The organism is Clostridium beijerinckii HUN142 (assembly GCF_000621745.1).
Lineage (GTDB): Bacteria > Bacillota > Clostridia > Clostridiales > Clostridiaceae > Clostridium > Clostridium beijerinckii_A.
The window spans coordinates 204,178-225,881 of the sequence record NZ_JHXK01000008.1 but is presented as its reverse complement, the minus strand read 5'-3'; the positions used below and the strand labels follow the sequence as shown (position 1 = coordinate 225,881).

The window sequence follows — 21,704 nt, the reverse complement described above, 5'->3', positions numbered from 1 at the left end:
GGATATTAAAAATAGAAATAATAGATATAATAATTTAAGTTATTATTATATTCCTAGAGGGTGGAGGAATGAGAATGAAAAGAGGTAGTGGAATTATTATGCATATTGCATCTTTGCCAGGTAAATATGGAATTGGAACATTTGGAAAAGATGCATATGAATTTGCGGATTTTTTGAAGAAGGCAGGTCAAAGTTTTTGGCAGATACTTCCTTTGGGGCAGACTAGTTATGGGGATTCACCATACCAATCGTTTTCGGCATTTGCTGGAAATCCCTATTTTATTGATTTTGATATTTTAGAGTCTGAAGATTTGCTAAAAAAGTCCGATTATAATGAAATAAATTTTGGTGATAATCCAGAGTATATAAATTATGAATTGTTATTTAAAGAAAAATTGAAAGTATTAAAATTGGCATATGAAAACTTTAAGAAAAAAGAGTATGAGGATTTTAAGAACTTTGAAGAAGAAGAAGATATGTGGCTTGATGACTATGCTACATTTATGGCGTTAAAGAGTAAGTTTGATTTAAAAAGTTTTCAAACATGGGACGATGATATTAAATTAAGAAAAGAGAAAGTTTTAAATCAATATAAAGAAGAACTTAAAGAGGAAATTCAATACTGGAAATTTGTCCAATATGAATTTTTTAAACAATGGACAAACTTGAAAAGTTATGTTAACAAACTAGAAATTAAAATAATAGGGGATATACCTATATATGTTGCAGAAGATAGTGCAGACTTATGGAGTAATCCCAAAGTATTTTTAGTAGATGAGAAAACATTAACTCCATTAAAAATCGCAGGTTGTCCTCCTGATGCGTTCTCTGAAACTGGGCAGCTTTGGGGTAATCCCATTTATAATTGGGACCATTTAGAGAGAGAAAACTATAAATGGTGGATAAATAGAATTAGGCAGAGCCTAAAGCTTTACGATGTGATAAGAATAGATCATTTCAGAGGATTTGAGGCATATTGGTCCATACCATATGGAGAAAGAACAGCGGTAAATGGAGAATGGGTAAAAGGGCCAGAAATGAAATTATTTAATGAAATAAGAAAAGAACTTGGAAATATAGAAATTATAGCTGAAGATTTAGGGTTATTAACTGAAGATACTATAAGATTTAGAATTGAGACTAATTTCCCAGGTATGAAAGTATTGGCATTTGCTTTTTCTGGTGATTGTGAAAATCCATATCTACCACATAATTATGAAAGAAATTGTGTTGCGTATACTGGTACGCATGATAATGATACTATAAAAGGTTGGATTCAAACGACAGGAAGTAAGAATGAAATTGAAAATGCAGTTGAATATTTAAAACTTACAGAAGAAGAAGGGTATAATTGGGGGTTTATAAGAGGAATATGGAGCAGTGTTGCAGATACATCTATTGCACTTATGCAAGACTTCTTAAATCTTGGAAATGAAGCTAGAATAAATTTGCCGTCTACTATTGGAGAAAATTGGACTTGGAGAGCAAAAGACGGTGTTTTTACTAATGAGTTAGCAAATAAAATAAATAGATTAACTAGAATTTATGGAAGGTGTGAATAAGTGTGGATGGACAAAGAATAAGAGAAGGTATAGAAAGATATTTGAAAGTAAAACATGCGGTGAAGATGAAAGAGGCTCAAGATTATGAGATTTTTAATGCACTTTCATTAACTATTTTGGAAGAAATAATTGATAACTGGAATGAAACAGCTGAAACTTACAATAAAGGAAGAATGGCATATTATTTGTCAGCAGAATATTTAATGGGAAGAGCCCTAGGAAATAATTTAATGAATTTAGGTTTATACAATGAAGTTAAGGATGTTCTAAAAGAGTTGAATATAGACTTGAATAGAATTGAAGAAATAGAAGAAGATGCAGGGCTTGGTAATGGTGGACTTGGAAGGCTTGCAGCATGTTTTGTGGAATCAGCAGCGACCTTAAACATGCCTTTAGTTGGATATGGAATAAGGTATAGCAACGGGTTATTTAAACAAAATATTGAAAATGGGTTTCAAACTGAATGTGAAGATACATGGTTAAAATATGGAGATTCATGGAGTGTTAGAAAAGATGATGAAATTCAAATAATTAAATATTCAGATATGACAGTAAAAGCAGTTCCTTACGATGTACCTATAATAGGTTATGGAACTAGAAATATAAACACTTTAAGGTTGTGGCAATGTGAGGCTTTGAGAGAGTTTGACTTTAATTTGTTTAATAACCAACAATATATTGAAGCTGTATCTGCAAGAAATAAAGCAGAGGATATATCAAGAGTATTATATCCAAATGATACAGCAGAGGCAGGAAAAATATTAAGGCTTAGGCAACAATATTTCTTCTCAAGTGCGTCTATGAAAGATATACTAAAAAAACACAAGGCAAAATTTGGAGCAGATTTTTCTGAATTTGTAAGATACAATGTAGCACAACTAAATGATACTCATCCAACAATATCAATCCTTGAATTTATGAGAATATTAATTGATGAAGAGTATGTAGAATTTTCGGAAGCATTATCAATAGCTAAAGAATTTTTTGGATACACAAACCACACAATACTTGCTGAGGCACTAGAAAAGTGGGATATAAAATTAATAGAAAGATTATTCCCAAGAATACTTCAAATTGCATATCAGGTTGATGAAGCATTAATGAATGAGCTAAGACAAAAAGGATATGACGAAGGAGCAATATGGAATTTTAGAATTATTGCAAATGATCAGATGAGAATGGCCAATTTAGCTATATTTGTAGGACGAGCTGTAAATGGTGTTGCTGCACTTCATACAGAAATTTTAAAGAATACTGAATTAAATAACTGGTATCATTTATACCCTAATAAATTCCAAAATAAGACTAATGGAATTACCCCAAGAAGATGGCTTAGACTTTGTAATGCTGAATTATCTGAGTTTATAACTGATTTATTAGGAAATGAAGATTGGGTTAAGAATTTAGAGCTGATTAAAGAATTAGAGAAATATAAAGACGATGATGCTGTACTTGAAAAACTTATGGAAATTAAGCATGAAAAGAAAGTTCAATTAGCAGAATATATTAAGCAAGAAGAAGGAATTAATGTTGATCCAGATTCGTTCTTTGATATTCAAATTAAGAGATTACATGAGTATAAGAGACAATTGCTAAATGCTTTGTACATTTTAGACTTGTATTATAGAATTAAAGAAAACCCAAATTTAGATATACCAAAAACTACATTTATATTTGGAGCTAAGGCGTTCCCAGGATATAGAAGAGCTAAAGGAATTGTAAAATTTATCAATGAGATAGCTAGACTTATAGATAAGGATGAAGAGGTTTCTAAAAAGATGAAAGTTGTGTTTGTGCATAACTATAGAGTATCTTATGCTCAAAAACTGTTCCCAGGTTCAGACTTATCTAAGCAAATATCTACTGCAGGAAAAGAAGCATCTGGAACTGGTAATATGAAATTTATGTTAAATGCGACACCTACCTTTGGAACTTATGATGGTGCGAATATAGAAATCGTCCAAGAAAGTGGAGAAGAAAATAATTATATATTCGGGCTTAGAGTTGAGGATATTGAAAGAATTAAGCATAGCTATGATCCAAAATGGCATTATAGAGAAAATCCAAGCATTAAGAGAGTGGTTGATACTTTAATTGATGGTACACTAGATGATGGAAGAACGGGCTATTTTGAGGATTTATATAATGCTTTGCTAGAGGAAAGGGATCAATACTATGTACTTGCAGATTTCGACTTATTTAAGCAGACTCAAGAAAGAGTGTTTGAAGATTATAAGGATAAAAAGAAATGGGCTCAGAAGTGTTTTGCTAACCTTTATAGCTCAGGAACATTTTCAAGTGATAGAACTATAAAGCAATATGCAGATGAGATTTGGTATATAAAACCTGCCCCTATTAAGTAATTATTGATGGAAAAGATAAAATAATTAAGAGTTATGGATATAGAAAATTTTTGTATCCATGACTCTTTAATCTTTTACTTATTATAATTATCATAAGCTAATTAAGTTCACTTTTTAACATATAAATACAGTATCGATTAAGTTGCGAAATAGTTACGTATAAGTTTACATTTAAATTTGTTTACGGTATTATTAATATAGAAAAATAAGGCGTATAATCATAAATCTAGTAAGCAAAATCATAATTGTTGAAAATTTCTTTTTTATCATCATAGAGTAAATCGGATTATTTTAAAGTTGGAAAAGGAGATTGGGTATGAAAAAAATAGTGGTATTGGATGGAAGAACTTTAGGAAATGTAGATTATATTAAATTAAATGAATTTGGCCAAGTGATTTATTATGATTTGACATCGGAAGAGGAAGTTGAAGAAAGAATTAGAGATGCTAATATTGTTTTAACTAATAAAGTTAAGTTAAGCAGAGGAAATTTAAAAGACGCAAGTGAATTGGAATTAATATGCGAAATGGCCACAGGATATAACAATATAGATATAGAATACGCTAAGGAAAGGAAGATTGCGGTAACTAATGTAAGGGGATATTCAACTACTACTGTAGCTCAACATACTTTTGCTATGTTACTTCATTTATATGATAATATAAGCTATTTTGATAATTTTGTTAAATCTGGAGAGTATTCAAGATATAATATGTTTACCAATTTAGAGGTACAATATAAAGATTTATGCGGTAAGATATGGGGAATAATTGGACTTGGAGCTATTGGAAAAAGAGTGGCTAGAATAGCTCAGGCTTTCGGCGCAAGAGTGGTATACTATTCAACTTCAGGAAAAAATTCAGATTCGGATTTTGCTAGGGTTGAGTTTGAGTCATTATTAAAGCAATGTGATATCATTTCAATACACGCCCCTTTAAATGAAAAAACTGAGAGATTAATAAATTATGAAGCTTTCACTAAAATGAAAAAGGATGCTATCTTAATTAACGTTGGAAGAGGCCCTATAGTTGTTGATGAAGATTTATCGAGAGCTTTAGATGAAGGGATAATAGGAGGTGCAGCTCTGGATGTATTTAGAGAGGAGCCTGTTCCAGTAGAAAACCCATTATTAAAGATAAAAAACAAAGATAGGTTAATTCTAACACCTCATGTAGCTTGGGCAAGTGAAGAAGCTAGAAGTAGATTGTTTACAGATTTATTAGAAAATATAAGTGCATATAATAGAGGGGAAAAAAGAAATAGAGTAGATATTTAAAAATTGCCTATTTAAGATAAGTTATAACAATGAACCAATAAAAACTTAAATTAGAGGGAGACTTTAATGAAAAATAATAGGGAAATTTTTTATGGAACATCGGCATTAAGATTTTATAACAAAAAAGATATTATAAATGGAAAAGTTATAAAAATAAATCCTGCATTAATTACTATACTGGATAAATTAGATAAATCACTCGACACTAATACAATTCAGGAGAAGGTAATTGAAGAAGTAGAAATTTTACTAAACCATGGTAATATAAAAACATTGCATGTTGATATAAACTTCGACGATTATAGTAACTTTGGAAGTAATGGTCCAAGCGTCAATTCTCATATTTTTAGCATAAGCTTCCTTGAAAGATTAGATGCACTAGTTAGATTACATGAAGCATTTTTGAATATACATCTTCTTACGGATTATCCTAAAATTCATATAAAAGATATTAAACATATAAAGGTTGGAGCAGTATGCTTTCAGCTAGAGGTAGTGAAGGACTACCAGGAATTGAAGGAAATTATAAATGAGATAATTGAGATTGGAGCCTGTGTAAGTCCTGTGATTGAAGTTGTTGGAACAGACAAATTCATTCCGAAAACTAAGAAAGAAATATTAGAATTCGTATTGCCATTTCAAGATAAAATTGGAATGTTAACATTTCAAGTGGAGGCTACGGGCGCACGTTCAAGTAATTCAAGCGGGATGTTGAATTCAAAAGAAATAGAAGAGTATATTAATTATTTTACTAGAAATTTTGATGGTACAATACAGATACAAGGGGGTATTACGGCTGAAACTATAAGATCAGCTATTAAATTGGGAAGCGAATTTTTAGTCTGCGGTACAGAAATATTTAATAATAAATTAGGATATTCTTCGGTGGATGTTATAGAAAATATGCTTAAAGAAGCAGACAAAGCATTATGTATTGGCAAGAAATAATAAATTAAAATATTATAGGTGAGAAAAGTTTGAAGAATTTAGGTCAAAGGTATAGATGATATATTCATTTATACCTTTTTTAATATGTAATGCAGATTAAAAATGGATAGCATGAGATTACTTGTCTATTTTTTATACTTGATATTCCCATAAAGAACTTCAACTGGTTTTATTTTTTGATTAGTGTTAATATATATAAGTGCTACAAGTAATAACTAAGGCACCTGAAAAGAAATAATAGACCTGAAATGCAGAATATGCAGGTATAATGGTCCATTATTTTTTTTAATTGTGCTTAAAGGAGGATAATAAAATACATCATGGCGAAAGTTATTATTGCGGAAAAACCATCTGTTGCTAAAAATATTGCAGATGCATTTAATGTAAAGACTAGAAGAGATGGTTATTTTGAAGGAAATGGCTATTACATAACGTGGGCGTTTGGACATCTTTTGCAGCTATATGATGCGAAAGATTACGATGAAAATATGAAGGGGTGGAGATTTGAAAAATTTCCTTTTATTCCAGAGAATTTTTTGTATAAGGTGAAATGCGATAGTGTAGATAGAACTGTCGAAGATAAGGGTGCAAAGAAACAGCTTGGAATAATAAAAACTTTAATTGACAAGGAAGATGTTGATGGAATTATCTCAGCTACTGACTACGATCGAGAAGGGCAGGTTATAGCTGATGAATTATTTGATTACTTTAAGGTACAAAAGCCTATATATAGATTGCTTTTAAATGAGTGGACACCTGATGAAGTTAAAGGTGGTATGGAATCATTAAAAAATAACAAGGAAATGCAGCCACTACAAGATGCTGGAATAGGAAGACAATGGAGCGACTGGATTATTGGAATTAATTTAACTTCTGTAAGTACATTAAAATATAAATTTGAAGAAAATAAAACTATTAATATAGGGAGAGTACTTCTTCCAACTTTGAAAATTATTTATGATAGAGATATAGAAATAGAAAACTTTACAGCAACAACTTATTATAAATTAGTATCAAACTTCAAAACTTCTACTAATGAAGAATTTGAGGGCCTTTATTATGAGAATGATTCTGAAAAATTCGAGAAAAAGGAAGATTTGGATAAGTTTATGCCTATGCTTGAAGGAGCAACGGCTAAGATTATTGACAAACAGACAGAATTAAAAAAGGAATATCCACCGTACTTATTCAACTTATCTAACTTGCAAGGACACATAACTAGTAAATATAAAGGGTGGACATCAGATAAGGTTCTTAAAGTGGCACAATCTCTTTATGAAAAGAAGCTTACTACTTATCCGAGAACAGCAAGTGTTGTCTTAGAAGAAAGTTTAAAGGATAGAGCAAAAAAGGTTCTAGATACATTAAAAGCTGGATTACCATATGAAAAAGATATTAAGTTTAGTACGTCTAAAAGAATTTTTGACAGCTCGAAGGTTGAGAGCCACAGCGCTATAACACCAACATATATAAAGCCATCAGGGTTATCAGCAGATGAGAAAATAGTATATGATGCTATTAAAAATAGATTTATAATGCAGTTCATGCCTATAGCTGAATTTGAAGAAACAAAAGTTACATTAAAAGCTAATGTTTCAGAAATGAATGGAATTTTTGTTTCAAAAGGAAAAGTTAAGCTTGTAGAGGGATGGAAGGTAGTAGAGAAAATAGAAAGTAAAGATGTTATTCTGCCAAAAGTTGAAATAGATGAAACTGTAGATATTATAGATTCTAAAGTGAATTCTGTTACTAAGAAGCCGCCTAAATATCACACTGAAAAAACATTACTTAGAGTAATGGAGACTTGTGGAAAGGGTATTGAAGGAAAAGATGAAGACTCAGAAGAAATGATGCAGGCGATTTTAAGTGGATTTAGTATAGGAACTCCAGCAACGAGAGCAGAAACAATAAAGAAATTAAAGGATATAGGATATCTAAAGTCAAAAGGTAAAAATCTTATGTGCACAGAGCTTGGGAGAAATTTAGTAGAAACTTTTCCTGTTAAAGAGTTATTTGATTTGGAGTACACCGGAAGATTGGAGAAAACTCTTTCAGATATTGAGAAAGGAAAGTTTGCTAAAAGTGACTTTATTAAACTTATAATGGATTTCACAATTCAATCTGTAGAATTGATAAAAAAAGATGATGCAGCATTATCAAGATTTAAAGTAGAAATACCTAAGGATAGTGAAAATATAGGACCATGCCCGATTTGTGGAAATCCAGTACTTGAAGGCGAAAAGAGCTTTGGATGCAGCAACTGGAAAAATGGATGCAGATATACGATTTGGAAAGATGACAAATACATAGCATCTTTTGGTAAGAAAATATCTAAAGAAATGGTTGAGCTTCTGCTTAAGAATGGAAAAGTAGGATTTAGAAACCTTAAAAGCAAAAAAGGTAATACATTTTCAGCGTATTTTAAATATGAGAAAAATGAAGAAAGCGGATATTTCAATTGGAAGATTGAATTCATAGATAATAAGTAATTAGGGTACAATCAAAAAATAATATGAAATTTAATAAGAAAACAGATGTTAGTTCAATAGAATTAATATCTGTTTTTTGGTATCTAATATAAGTTAAGGAAAAATTAAGGAAATATAAATTGATAATTAATATATTTTAGCCTAAAATTTAAGTGTACTAATAGTAATAGTACACTTGGAGAAATATGAGATTAAAAGGAGAAAGTTTAGTGGCAGTAAGAAAATTTGAAAACAAAGAATAGATAATACATTAAAAGCTATTAATCATGTAATGTAAGGGGAGAAGTTCATGAAAAAATTTATATTGAATAAATTGCTAGGGATACTGGTTATGATCTGCACATTAATTAGTATAATGCCAACGGTATCTAAAGCAGAAGAAAATGACTTAGTTAAGATGGACGTTACTTATGGTATTGAAGGAAATTTCAAAGGATCAATTGGAATACCTATAAATGTGAGATTAGAGAATAATGGAGAAGACATAAATGGCGAAGTGGAAGTTAGAGTTCCAACTAATATGCCTAATACATACGATGCATTTGTATCAGAAATAAATTTAGCTTCTAAGGAGAAAAGAACAGTTTCGATTCCTATTAACTTGCCAGAAAATTCTTCGAAAATATCGGTAGTTCTTAAACAAGGAGAAAATATTTTAAAAGAGAACACGGTCATCCTAAGCAGCGGAAGGCTTAATGAAGCTGATATGTTTATGGGAGTATTAACTGATGATTTTAATGGACTTAGTATAAGATATCTAGATTTTACTGACTCAAATAATAAGGATAAGGGAGATGAAAGAGTAAATAAAGCTGACAGTGTACCTTTATCTATAGAGAATTTAAAGAGTAATTCAAAGAATATTTCCTCATTAGATGTAATTATAATTAATAACTACAATATTTCAAATTTACAGAAGGAACAATATGAAAATTTATCTGAATGGGTTGATAATGGAGGAGTACTAGTAATAGGAAGTGGAGAAAATGCGTCTAAAACAGTTGGAAATATAAATAAAGAATTTATAGATGCAAGCTATAATGGAATGAAAAATATAAATAATTACACTGTAGCTAATTTAAGTTTTAAAAATGCATCTACTGTATTGCAAGAGGGAGAAGATCCATTAATATATAAAATGGATAAAGGAAAAGGTAAGATATATGTTTCAACCTTTGATTTAGGAAATCAAAATATTGCCCCTAAAGACAATGTCATGAAGACATGGAAGCACTTACTTAGAGATGATTTTCTAAATAAATATAAAAATTCCCATAGACATGGAAATTATGTTCCTTATCAAATAGAAGAGTTGAGCAGTAATATACCTATTGGTGATATTTTTAAAATGAAAAAACTAATAATAGTTTTTCTGATTTATGCATTATCTGTAGGAATAATAGTTTATTTTGTAATGAAAAAACTAAATAAAAGAGAGCTGCTATGGGGAATCATCCCTATTATAGCAGTAGGTTTTTCAATATTCCTATATTTCATTGGAAGTAATACAAGAATTAATGATATTGTATTAAATCAAGTAAATATTATTCAAACTGACAAAAGTGGGACAAGCGATGTTATAGGCTATTTAGGGATTAGTTCTAAATATAAAAATCAATTAAAAGTACAAGAGCCTTCAGGGACAAATCTTCAAAATTATAGCAATGAGCGTTATTCTGACAGAGATCAGGGGGAAAATAATTTTACCAAATTAGCTACCCAAACTGTATATAGAGAAAATGATTCCTATTACGATTTTAAAGATTTGGCAGCATTAGATATGAAAAAGTTTGGAATTTCGGGACATAAAGAAATAGTTCCATTAATTGAAGCAAACTTAAATTATGACTCTAAGAATCTAAAAGGAAGTATTAACAATACTTTAGGATATGATATTAAAAAGCTTTTAGTTGTTTCATCTAATAATGTTTGGGATTTAGGAGAAGTAAAAGCAGATGAAAAGCTAAATGTGGATGAGGATAAGTTTTCTGCAGTTGGGCTAGCAGGATACGGTGATAGTTTAGAAGATGATTATTTTAAAAATTATGTGCGTGGCAAAAACAAAGGAGATATTAAAGAGCAATATAAAAATGTACTTAGAATGAGATCATTAGTATCAACAATAGGAGAGAATAATATTTCAAATAAATCAACATTTTTAGTTGCAATCACTGATATGCCGATAGACTATGGATTTGATTTTGGAAAAAAATCAATATCGAAGTACGATACTACTGCCATAATTCAGGATGTAGATATAGATTTTACTGATAGCGAAGGAAACTTAAATTATCCTTTAGGATATTTCCAAGCTGATATAACTCAATCAGATTCGAGTATTCATATGGAAACTTCGCGAAATGAAGTTTATGGAAGTGGAGATATGATACTTAATTATTCAATCGATAATAACATAGATATCTTAGATCTTAAGGTGGGATATATCGGAAATAAGAAGGCTGCAAAATTCAAAGGGGATATATATATTTATAATTATGAAAAAAATGATTACGATAAGATTAATTATACTGCCAAGGGTGAAAGCTTAGGAAATATCGGTAAATATGTTAAGGATGGAAAGGTATCAATAAAATTTCATGGTAATGATGAGGAAGGTATAGGAATTCCGCAGATTGCTGTAAAGGGGAGGGCTAAATAATGCTGGTAATTAGAGAGTTAGAAAAAACATATGGAAAATTTAAGGCCCTTAATAAATTGGATTTAGAGATAAAACAGGGAGAGATATTTGGTTTTATAGGACCAAATGGAGCAGGTAAAAGTACTACTATGAAAATAGTATCAGGGCTTTTATCTCCTGATAGCGGAGAGGTATATGTTGATGGAATGGATGCCATCAAAAATAATAAAAAGCTAAAAGAGAAAATAGGGTATATGCCTGATTTCTTCGGAGTTTACGATAATTTAAAAGCTTCTGAGTATTTAGAATTTTATGGTTCAATTTATGGAATTACAGGTAAAGAAATTAGAGATTTATCAATGGATTTATTGGAATTAGTTAATCTGCAAGATAAATATGATTCATATGTTGATGGATTATCAAGAGGAATGAAGCAAAGACTATGCCTTGCTAGATGTCTAATTCATAATCCACAGCTAATTATATTAGATGAGCCTGCATCCGGCATGGACCCAAGAGCAAGATTTGAAATGAAGAATATATTAAAGAACCTTAGAGATATGGGAAAGACAATATTAGTTAGTTCACATATTTTATCTGAACTTGGTGAGATATGCACTAATATTGGGGTTATAGAAAGTGGGAAAATGGTATGTCAAGGGACTGTAGAGGAAATAATGAGCGCTGTAAGCGGAAATCATCCAATAATTATTACAGTGACAGAGAAGACTCAAGAAGCCATTAAGCTGCTTAAGGAAATTCCAAGTGTTGGGAGAGTAAAGGCTGAAGATAACAGAATATCAGTTAATTTTAGCGGAAATGATGAGGAATGTGTAGGCCTACTTAAAAATTTAGTTATTAATAATATTCCAATAATCTCTTTCAATAGAGAAATGAGCAGTCTTGAAGATATTTTCATAAAGATAACTGATAGAAGTGAACTAAAGGAGGATTAGAATTTTGAGAATTAATCCAGTTTTAAAAAATGAAACAAAACTTGCTGTAAGAAGCTTTAAATTTACCTTAATGATATTTTTCTATATAGCTGTACTAAGTGCAGGAGCGCTTTTTATATTTAATGTTAATATTGAAGAAGCATATTTTAGAGGGATAAACCTAGAAACTACAGTATATTTTTACATTGGAATGTCAGTAATTCAGGCAATTTTACTGATGTTTATTGTACCATCATTAACATCTACAGCTATTTGTGCAGAAAGAGAAAAGCAGACATTAGAAGTGCTTTTATCAACTAAAATGAGTACATTATCTATAATAATTGGAAAGCTATTAGCATCCATAAGCAGGGTTATAATTTTAATAATCTGTACTATGCCCATATATTCAATTACTTTCTTAATTGGAGGAGTAGATTTAGGAAACATAATAGAGCTAAGCCTTTTCTTTATAGTAACAACAGTTTTTGTTGGTTCAGTAGGTGTATTTATATCTACATGTATAAAGACATCCAAGGCAGCAACGGCAGTAGCTTATGGGGTAGTGCTATTCATTTTTGTAGGGATAATAATACTAACATATATAAGCATATTTTTTAGCATTAGCAGAAGCACTAATATACAAAATATAAAGCTTCCTATTTTCTCGTACCTAAGTCCTACAATTGGTTTTATAAGTTTACTTATTAATCAATTTGGAAATTTAGAAGCTTTTGAATTTTTTAGGATGGGTATGAGTCCAGATATATTTGAAAACGGGGCTATTATATCTATAGTAATACAGATAATATTAAGCGTAATGTTAATCCTAGGAGCAGCGTACAAGCTAAATCCATTAAACAAAGGAATTAGATTTAAAAGAAAAGATAAACAATATTTGAATAGTCAAGCAGCAGGGTATGAGGATAAGTAACTATATTATTTACAGCGAAATGCTTAAGGCTAAAAAGGAGAACTTATGGATATTTTAGATAAAAAGATATTAGAGTTCATAAAAAAATCTGGACGAAGAATAAGACTAAATTTTATTATAAACAAAGTACTAATGGGGCTTCAGGCCTCATTAGTTTTAGTAGCAATTATCTTAATGGTAGCTTTAGTTATACCTTTTGAAAATTGCTATAAAGCAAGTGGTTTAGTTATATCGGCAGCCCTAATAATCAGTTGTGCTTTCGGAATAATGAAAGCACCTGATAATAAGAAAGTAGCATTAATTGCAGATTCAAAGGGATTGGATGAAAGAGTAACTACGGCTTTAGAGTTAATAGGAGATAATAGTGAAATAGCAACAGCTCAAAAAGAGGATACAATAAAATTTATACAAGCATATGATTTGAAAAAGAATTTACCAATAAGTGTGGATAGAAAAGAATTATATAAAATTTTAGCACTAGCTGTTGTGTGCTTTGGAATTATTATAGTTCCCACAAGTGCTAAGAAAGAAGCTGAAAATCTAAGAAAATTTAATGAAATTAAGAGTGAAATTTCAAAAAAAATAGATAAGGAAGAAAAGAAAATCCAAAAAGAAGATAAGTTATCTAATGAAGAAAAGGAAGAATTAAAAAAGATATTAGAGGAAGCTAAAAAAGAATTAAAAGAGACAAAGAAACAAGAAGACACAGATAAATTAATGGATAGATTAGAAAAAAAATTTGACTCACAAAAAGAAAAAGCAGAGTCAGAAAAGGGAAAAGAATTAGTTGAAGAACTAAAAAAGAATCTAACAGAACAACAAAAAAATGAAAAGAAACGTGAAGCTTTGAAAAACTTAAATGAAATTAATAATAGTTTAAGTAATAACAAATTAGGTAAAGAAATTATGGATACCATGAAAAATGGAGACAAGCAGGCGTTAGAAGATAAATTGAAGGAGTTAAATAAATCTTTAGAAAAATTAAGTGATAAAGATAAGAGCGAACTTTCAAACTCATTAGCCAAGGCTGCAGCAAATTTAAGTGATGAAGAGTTAAAAGAGTTGCTACAGAAAGCATCAGATAATGTACTAGATGGGGAAATTGATGCATCAGAACTTGCAGATGCTTTGGCATCATTAAATAATAATTCAAATGGTGGAAATAATGCTGCAAAAGGAAGTGGATCAAACTCAGGTAATGGAAGCGGTTCAGGTTCAGGAGCAGGAAATGGCAGCGGTTCAGGAACAGGCGGAAGTGGCAGTGGAAGCGGATCTGGAGCAGGTAATGGTGGAGGCTGGAATACTGGAAGCAAAAACGGAAAAGAAAATACATCTAGTCCTAGAAGCGGAGAGCAGGTGTTTATTCCAGGAAGAGAAGTTGGAAGTGATGCTAACTTAAAAGGAAACAAAAATAACAGCGGTACATCTCAAAGTATAGAAACTCAGAGTGGATTAAATATTGGTGGAGAAAAGAAAGACTACAATAGCATAATAGGTGATTACAGTAAAGAGGAAATAAATTCTATGAATAGCTCATCATTGCCAGAAAACCTACAAGATGTAGTTAAGGAATATTTCAACAATATTAAGTAGAGATGCGTTAGAAAATATTTTGAATTTGATTAGGAAGGGTGGTGAATTTCGGCAAGAATTAAAAAACATAAGGCACAATCATTTTATCTTATGTCTAGATTCTTGCTGAAAATAACTTATGAATATAAATGAAGAATTAATAAAAGATGTGGCTGATAAATTAGAAATGTGCAAGAGTGAGATTGCAAAAGGGATTATAGGACAAGAGGATATAGTTAAGAGTGTTTTAATTGCCATTTTCTCAGGAGGAAATGTTTTATTAGAAGGTATGCCAGGACTCGGAAAGACACAACTTGTTAAGACAATAGGGAAAGTTTTAAATCTTAACTTTTCTAGAATTCAATTCACACCAGACTTAATGCCAGCAGATGTGGTTGGAACAAACCTTATTATAAAAGAAAATGACTCAACTAAGTTTCAATTTGAGAAGGGTCCTGTTTTTACAAATTTACTACTTGCAGATGAAATTAACAGAGCTACACCTAAAACACAATCTGCTTTACTAGAAGCAATGGGAGAAAAGTGCGTGACAGTAGGTAAAACAACTTATGAACTGCCTAAGCCATTTATGGTTTTAGCAACTCAAAATCCAATTGAGCAGGAAGGAACATATCCCTTGCCGGAAGCACAACTTGATAGATTTCAATTTAAGGTTAAAGTAGAATTTCCGAAGCTGAATGAATTAATGAAAATAATGGACTTAACTTTATCTAATGAGACTGTTTCAATTGAAGCTATTTTAGGAGACGATGAAATTCTTGAAATTAGAAAGATAATTTCAGAGATACCTATGGCAGCTTCGGTAAAAGAGTATGCCTTGAAAATAATACTTGCAACTCACCCAGAAATGGAAGAGGGACATCCGTTAGTAAAAAAACATGTTGAGGCAGGGGCAAGCCCAAGAGCCGCTCAAGGATTATTTAGCGGATCAAAGGTTAGAGCAATAATGGAAGGCAGGCTTAATGTTTCTTTTGATGATATTAAAGTTATTGCATATCCAATACTAAGACATAGAATTATTTTGAATTTTGAAGCAATTACAGAAGGAATAACTGAAGAATTTATAATAGAAAAAATTCTTGAGGATTTAAAAATTATATAGATATAGGGCACAATCAAAAAATAAGAGACCAATATACTTGGCTATTTTCTGTGCCTAAGATAAATGTATAGTTCCAATTAATTAATAATTAAAGGTTGTGCGAAAATGGAAGAGAGAATTTTTAATGAGGACTTTTTTACAAAGTTAAATAAGATAAATTTAAATGTAAGTATGAGATTGTCTAAAGGAGCCCAAGGTGGAAGAAAGTCTAAAGCAAAAGGAGTATCAGTGGAGTTTTCAGACTTTAGAGAATATGCGCCAGGAGATGATTTTAGAAGAGTAGATTGGAATGCCTATGGAAGGTTAGATAAATTATTTATTAAGGTTTTTATGGAAGAAAGAGAAGGTATTTTTAATTTCTTTTTAGATAAAAGCAAGTCAATGGACTATGGGAAAAATAGCAAAAAGATTAAAGCCCTTCAGATTATAGGAGCTTTAAGTTATATTGCATTAAATAATTTAGATAGAGTTTATATAAATGTAGCAGAGGATGCAGCTCTTTCTCTTTTACGTGGAGGAACAGGAAAGAAAGGCTTCCAAATGATTTTAAAGGAGCTTGAGTCAGTAGAATTTGGTGGAGCTACAAAGCTTTCTGAAGCTATTACTAAAAGAAAAATAAATAATAAGGGAGTAAGTATTATTGTCTCAGATTTTTTTAATAATGAGGGGCTGGATTCCATAGAACAAGGATTAAAGTACTTAGCCTATAAAAAACAACAAATTGTTCTGGTTCAAATATTAGCAGAGGAAGAGGAGAATCCATCCCTTGAAGATGAGGTTACTCTAATTGACTGTGAGACAATAGAAAAAATAAAATTAAATCTTAACTATAAGTTAATTGAAGCATATAAAAAAGCTTTAAAAGATTTTAATAATAAACTGGGAGATTTAGCTGTTAAATATGGAGGAACCTTAATAACAGTAAATACTAATAAAAGCTTGGAAGAAATAATTTTAAATGATTTTGGCAAGAAGAGAGTGATTTATTAGAAAACGTAAAAGGAGGAATAGAGGATGGGGATAGGGAGTCTTTGGCCACTAGCGTTGTTAGTAACGATTCCTTTAATAATCGTACTTTACATATTAAAAAAGAAATATAAAGAAGTTGAAGTATCATCTTCACTGCTATGGAAAGAGGCTTATAAAAACACACAAGCAAACACTCCATGGGAAAAACTAAGAATGAATATAATGATGATACTTCAAATTTTAATAGTCTTGTTAGTAATTTTTGCCTTAATGAATCCATTTTTAAAGTTTGGCGGCAAAACTTACAAGAATTTAATAGTGGTAGTGGATACTACAGCAAGCATGAGCACCTTATACGATGGGGAGAAAACTAGACTTGATAAGGGAAAAGAGATAGTTCGTGATTATATTAAGTCAATAAAGGAAGATACAAATAACTATATATTAGCTTTTAACGGAACGACTAATTTAGAGGGTAAGAGTAATATAGATGAAGCTGTCCAAACTTATGGAAGTGGTGATATAAGCAATTCTCTATCATATATAAGGTCTCTAGGAGAACAGTTAGAAGATTATGAAGTTATAGTAGTAACTGATAAGAATATTGATTTAGGGGATATAAATGGTAAAGTAATTACCTTAGCTAATAGTGGGGAAAATGCAGCTATAACAAACTTATCTCATAAATTTATAGATAATAAGATAAAGGTTATAGCGACAATCTCAAACACAGGGAATAGTGATTATAGTGGTGATTTTTCCTTATATGATGGAGATAATTTATTAAAGGTAGACTCTTTAGAGTTATCTAAAGGTGAAAGTAAAACATTAAATTATGAACTTCAGAATTTAGAAGGAAGTTACTTAAAGGGAGAATTATCAAAGAAAGACTTAATAGCTAAAGATAATACTTACTATGACGTAATTAGCAATGATAAAGGAAAGAAAATATTATTAGTAACAGATCAGAATGTTTTCCTTGAGAAAAGCTTTAACACTATAGATAATGTTGAATTATATAAAACAAATGATGTAAATAACATAACGGAAGATTCTTATGATTTATATGTTTTTGATAATGTTATGCCAAAAGTTATGCCGAAAAGTGGAAGTATATTATTTATAAATCCTGTATCAAATGAATTTTTCAAGGTAGAAAATAGAGAAGAAGTTGGACGAGCTACAGGAGTTTCAGAAGAACTATCAAAGTATACAAAAGGTCTTGAGGTTACCCTTTCTAACTATAAGAAAATAGATATGCCATACTTTGGAAAAGCAATTTTAAAGATAAATGAAGAGACAATTGGTTTTTGGGGAGAGGCAAATGGAAGAAAGATTGGCGCTTTAGGCTTTGATATTCATAATAGTGATTTTGCACTAAAAAAAGAATTTCCACTTTTAATACATGAATTAGAAGAAAAATTAATTGAATCTGGGAGTTTATATAAAAATAATTTTAAAGCGGGAGAGGAAATTTTAATTAAAGGAACTCCTTTGAGTGATAAAATTCAAGTTAAGGCTCCAGGTAAAAATTACGAGGATATTGCACAAGGAACAAGATATAGTAGCATTTCTGACCTTGGACTATATAAAGTCAAAGAAACTTTTGAACAGGGTGATAGCAAGGAAGCATTATTTTCTATAAATTTCCCAGCAAGTGAGGAAAGTAATTTATCGCAAGAAAATATTGGGGAAGTTAATAATTTGAAGGATCAAACTAAGATTTTAAGGAAAGGTTTAAGTTTAATTCCAGTATTATTGATGTTAGCATTAATAGGATTGTTAACTGAGTGGATATTATACTTAAAAGGTAATTAGGGGGAGATTATGGGTATAGAAATAACAAGGATATATGCATTACTATTGATACCAATAATTTTAGTATTTATGTATTTAACTCTAAAAAAGCTTAAAGGTATAGTAAGAAAGGACAAGTTAATATTAATTAGCAGAATAATGATCTTAATGCTTATAGTTGTAGGAATTTCTGATATTACTTTGAATCTAAAAGGAAGGAATACTTGCACAGTTTTTTTACTAGATGTTTCAGATAGCATGAGCAATTTTAGAGGTGAGGGAATTAAGTTTATTGATAATGCCTTAAAAGAAATACCTAAGAATAATAAAGCAGGAGTAATCGTCTTTGGAGATAATGCATCAGTAGATAAGTTCATGGATAATAGTAAAGAATATAAGGAAATTAAAGCTGCGCCTATAGTCAATTCTACCAATATTGAGGATGCTGTCAATAGTTCAATTGGATTATTCGATAAAGGTTCTGCTAAGAGAATCGTACTTATTACAGATGGAGAAGAGAACCAAGGAGATTTATTAAAAAGCATTCCTATAATCAATAAGGAAAATATCGATGTAAAAGTATATAAAGTTGATAATGCTATTGGCGATGAAGCATATGTAGAAGAGGTTAAAGTTCCAGATAACATTTCTATTGGAGAAGAATTTTCAGTAATTACGAAAATTCAATCAAATGTTCAAACTAAAGCAAAACTATCTTTATTCTCAGGAAGAGATAAAAAAGGTGAACAAGAAGTCAAGTTAGAAAAAGGCAGCAATACCTTTGTATTTAAGGATGTTCAAACTACAGGAGGTTTTAAATCCTATAGGGTTTTAATTGAACCAGAGAAGGATAGTAATAAAACTAATAATGAGTATAGTTGTTTTACCAATGTCATTTCAAAACCTAAGATTTTAGTTATTGAAGGCAGTCAAGGTGAAAGTTCTGGAGTTATTGAAACCTTAAAAGCAGCTAACAGTGAATTTAATGTAGTATTACCAGCAGGGGCACCAAGGACATTAAATGAGCTTTTAGAATATAAAACTATAGTGCTGTCAGATGTTCACGTAGATGATTTAAACAAAGGTTTCATGGATAATATAGAGACTTATGTTAAAGATTATGGCGGAGGAGTAGTTACTTTTGGAGGGAAAAATTCTTATGCATTAGGAGGCTACAAAGATACCTCTTTAGAAAAAATCCTTCCAGTAAACATGGATAAGAAAGGTAAAAATGAGGTTCCTCAAATAAGTATAAGTTTAGTGATAGATAAGTCCGGAAGTATGTCTGGTGGCGATGGCAGCGTTAGTAAACTTACATTAGCTAAGGAAGCTGCAATGAGATCCTTAGATAATTTAAGAGCTACGGATGAAATCAATGTTATTGCTTTTGATGATAAATACCAAGAAGTAGTTGAAAGGCAGAAGGCAGCAGATAGGGAACAAATTAAAGGAATGATTGCAGGAATTGGAGAAGGTGGAGGTACATCTATTTACCCAGCGTTGGAAGAGGCTTATAAGAATCAATCTGAAAGCACTGCTAAGATTAAACATATTATTCTTTTGACAGATGGACAAGATAATTTTGGAGTGGGTAATTATAGTGATCTACTTGGAGATATAGATAAGGCCGGTATAACATTATCTACAGTTTCAGTAGGCGAAGATGCAGATAGCAAGCTTTTAGAACAATTAGCGGAGATGGGAAAGGGAAGAACTTATCATACTGATAAATACACTGATATACCTAGAATTTTTGCAAAGGAAGTACTCTTATCTGCTGGTACTTATATTATCAATGAAGAATTTACACCTAAAATAGTAGGTAATCATGAAATTTTAAATGGGGTGATGGTAGAGAATTCATTGCCTACATTACTTGGATATGTTGGTACATCCATTAAAGATAAAGCTATAGAAATTTTATCATCCAATCATGACGAACCAATACTTGCAGTTAATCAGTATGGGCTAGGCAAAACTGTAAGCTGGACATCTGATATTAATGGAGAGTGGAGTGGTAATTTCTTAACTTGGAATAAAGGAGCGCAGCTAATAAAAAATGCTATTTATTGGACAATTCCGGATCTTAGTGATGACGGAAAAGTGTCTATAACTCAAAGTGGCAGCGAAGCTGTTGTAGAGTTTTACAGTGATTCAGTTAAAGATGGGTCTAAAATTAAAGCCGTATACAATAGTGAAAGCGGAGAAAATGGCGAATTAGAATTAAGTCAGGAAGAACCGGGAAAATTTGTTGGAAGAGTTAAGCTGAATGATTTAGGATTCTATACTTTCAATATAAGAGAAGATAATAATGGAGAAGTATTAAATAATTATAATGGAGCATTCTCATTTCAGTATTCTGATGAATATAAATTCAATAAGAATAAGAATAAAATAGATACATTGGTAAGTGAAGTAAAAGGAAGCTTTATTAATAAACCTAAAGAAGCATTTGCAGGAGATATTAAAAGCGCATACAAACCTGTAAACCTAACAATCCCAGCTTTGGTTATTGCTATATTCTTATTCCTTTTTGATATAGCATATAGAAGACTGAACTTAAGTTTTGATAAGTATTTCAAAAGTTTTATAGCTAAATTAACTGCGCTTAAAGGTCGGAAGAATTTAGATAAGAATCATTATTCAGAGAAAAGGAAAAATTCTACTTTGGATAATAAAAATGATAAATTTGCTAATAATCCTGAACATGCAAGCAAGCTAAAGGGAAAAGAAAGCACAAGTGTGAATAAAGAAAAAGATATGAAAGTGGAAAAGCTAAGAAAGAAAACTAAAGAAGGCAACAGAAATAGAGATAAAGGCCAAAGATTAGATACGTCTGCATTGCTAAAAAATAAAAAGCAACGGGAAGAATAGTATAGATAAATAACGTGTAGCATACCGGAATAAGTAACATATTGTGTTTCGGTTTTTAGGAATTTTGATGGATGATTCTAAGACTAGAAATTGTACCCACAATGCTTGCCTCAACGACATGTGTTGAACAAGCATTGTGGAATTTTAAAGGAAACTTGACTCACTACGTTCACTGAGTAAGTTCAATTTACCAAATCATAGATTTTGAATTTCACTTAAGAATC

At 30.8% G+C, this 21,704-nt stretch carries 13 protein-coding genes; all 13 read left to right on the top strand.

Going from position 1 to position 21,704, the window contains the following annotated elements; translation table 11 throughout:
- Window positions 1-74: 74 nt before the first annotated feature.
- The gene (malQ, locus tag T483_RS0102655; RefSeq protein WP_026885435.1) at window positions 75-1,562 is read left to right on the top strand and encodes a 4-alpha-glucanotransferase; all 1,488 of its coding nucleotides are present in this window, start codon (window positions 75-77) and stop codon (window positions 1,560-1,562) included.
- A 2-nt stretch (window positions 1,563-1,564) separates the two neighbouring features.
- On the top strand, window positions 1,565-3,925 hold the full coding sequence (locus T483_RS0102650) for a glycogen/starch/alpha-glucan phosphorylase (protein WP_026885434.1): 2,361 nt from the start codon (window positions 1,565-1,567) through the stop codon (window positions 3,923-3,925).
- A gap of 316 nt (window positions 3,926-4,241) precedes the next feature.
- Complete coding sequence (locus tag T483_RS0102645; RefSeq protein WP_026885433.1) at window positions 4,242-5,201, top strand: D-2-hydroxyacid dehydrogenase; 960 nt, start codon at window positions 4,242-4,244, stop codon at window positions 5,199-5,201.
- Window positions 5,202-5,267: 66 nt separating this feature from the next.
- The gene (locus T483_RS0102640; RefSeq protein ID WP_026885432.1) at window positions 5,268-6,149 is read left to right on the top strand and encodes a hypothetical protein; all 882 of its coding nucleotides are present in this window, start codon (window positions 5,268-5,270) and stop codon (window positions 6,147-6,149) included.
- Window positions 6,150-6,469: 320 nt separating this feature from the next.
- Window positions 6,470-8,638, top strand: coding sequence for a type IA DNA topoisomerase (locus T483_RS0102635; protein WP_026885431.1), 2,169 nt, complete (start codon window positions 6,470-6,472; stop codon window positions 8,636-8,638).
- Between the two features lie 289 nt (window positions 8,639-8,927).
- Window positions 8,928-11,297: a hypothetical protein gene (locus T483_RS0102630; RefSeq protein ID WP_026885430.1), complete on the top strand. Its 2,370-nt coding sequence runs from the start codon at window positions 8,928-8,930 to the stop codon at window positions 11,295-11,297.
- Window positions 11,297-12,232 (top strand): ABC transporter ATP-binding protein, encoded by a 936-nt coding sequence (locus T483_RS0102625; protein ID WP_026885429.1) that lies wholly within the window; start codon window positions 11,297-11,299, stop codon window positions 12,230-12,232. Before T483_RS0102630 ends, T483_RS0102625 begins: the two co-directional genes overlap by 1 nt.
- A 4-nt stretch (window positions 12,233-12,236) precedes the next feature.
- Window positions 12,237-13,145, top strand: a complete 909-nt coding sequence (locus tag T483_RS0102620) for an ABC transporter permease (protein ID WP_026885428.1) — start codon at window positions 12,237-12,239, stop codon at window positions 13,143-13,145.
- A gap of 45 nt (window positions 13,146-13,190) precedes the next feature.
- Window positions 13,191-14,738, top strand: a complete 1,548-nt coding sequence (locus T483_RS0102615; protein WP_026885427.1) for a hypothetical protein — start codon at window positions 13,191-13,193, stop codon at window positions 14,736-14,738.
- 118 nt (window positions 14,739-14,856) lie between these two features.
- A complete protein-coding gene (locus T483_RS0102610) occupies window positions 14,857-15,840 on the top strand; it encodes an AAA family ATPase (RefSeq protein ID WP_026885426.1) in 984 nt (327 codons plus the stop codon).
- Between the two features lie 105 nt (window positions 15,841-15,945).
- On the top strand, window positions 15,946-16,830 hold the full coding sequence (locus tag T483_RS0102605) for a DUF58 domain-containing protein (protein WP_026885425.1): 885 nt from the start codon (window positions 15,946-15,948) through the stop codon (window positions 16,828-16,830).
- Between the two features lie 24 nt (window positions 16,831-16,854).
- Window positions 16,855-18,627: a vWA domain-containing protein gene (locus tag T483_RS0102600; protein ID WP_026885424.1), complete on the top strand. Its 1,773-nt coding sequence runs from the start codon at window positions 16,855-16,857 to the stop codon at window positions 18,625-18,627.
- Between the two features lie 9 nt (window positions 18,628-18,636).
- Window positions 18,637-21,480: a VWA domain-containing protein gene (locus T483_RS0102595; RefSeq protein ID WP_026885423.1), complete on the top strand. Its 2,844-nt coding sequence runs from the start codon at window positions 18,637-18,639 to the stop codon at window positions 21,478-21,480.
- Window positions 21,481-21,704: the final 224 nt, after the last annotated feature.

What these genes read in the sequence shown, in the direction of transcription:
- malQ (WP_026885435.1), top strand. Translation starts at nt 75, where the DNA reads ATGAAAAGAGGTAGTGGAATTATTATGCATATTGCATCTTTGCCAGGT.
- T483_RS0102645 (WP_026885433.1), top strand. Translation starts at nt 4,242, where the DNA reads ATGAAAAAAATAGTGGTATTGGATGGAAGAACTTTAGGAAATGTAGAT.
- T483_RS0102640 (WP_026885432.1), top strand. Translation starts at nt 5,268, where the DNA reads ATGAAAAATAATAGGGAAATTTTTTATGGAACATCGGCATTAAGATTT.
- T483_RS0102635 (WP_026885431.1), top strand. Translation starts at nt 6,470, where the DNA reads ATGGCGAAAGTTATTATTGCGGAAAAACCATCTGTTGCTAAAAATATT.
- T483_RS0102630 (WP_026885430.1), top strand. Translation starts at nt 8,928, where the DNA reads ATGAAAAAATTTATATTGAATAAATTGCTAGGGATACTGGTTATGATC.
- T483_RS0102625 (WP_026885429.1), top strand. Translation starts at nt 11,297, where the DNA reads ATGCTGGTAATTAGAGAGTTAGAAAAAACATATGGAAAATTTAAGGCC.
- T483_RS0102615 (WP_026885427.1), top strand. Translation starts at nt 13,191, where the DNA reads ATGGATATTTTAGATAAAAAGATATTAGAGTTCATAAAAAAATCTGGA.
- T483_RS0102610 (WP_026885426.1), top strand. Translation starts at nt 14,857, where the DNA reads ATGAATATAAATGAAGAATTAATAAAAGATGTGGCTGATAAATTAGAA.
- T483_RS0102605 (WP_026885425.1), top strand. Translation starts at nt 15,946, where the DNA reads ATGGAAGAGAGAATTTTTAATGAGGACTTTTTTACAAAGTTAAATAAG.
- T483_RS0102600 (WP_026885424.1), top strand. Translation starts at nt 16,855, where the DNA reads ATGGGGATAGGGAGTCTTTGGCCACTAGCGTTGTTAGTAACGATTCCT.
- T483_RS0102595 (WP_026885423.1), top strand. Translation starts at nt 18,637, where the DNA reads ATGGGTATAGAAATAACAAGGATATATGCATTACTATTGATACCAATA.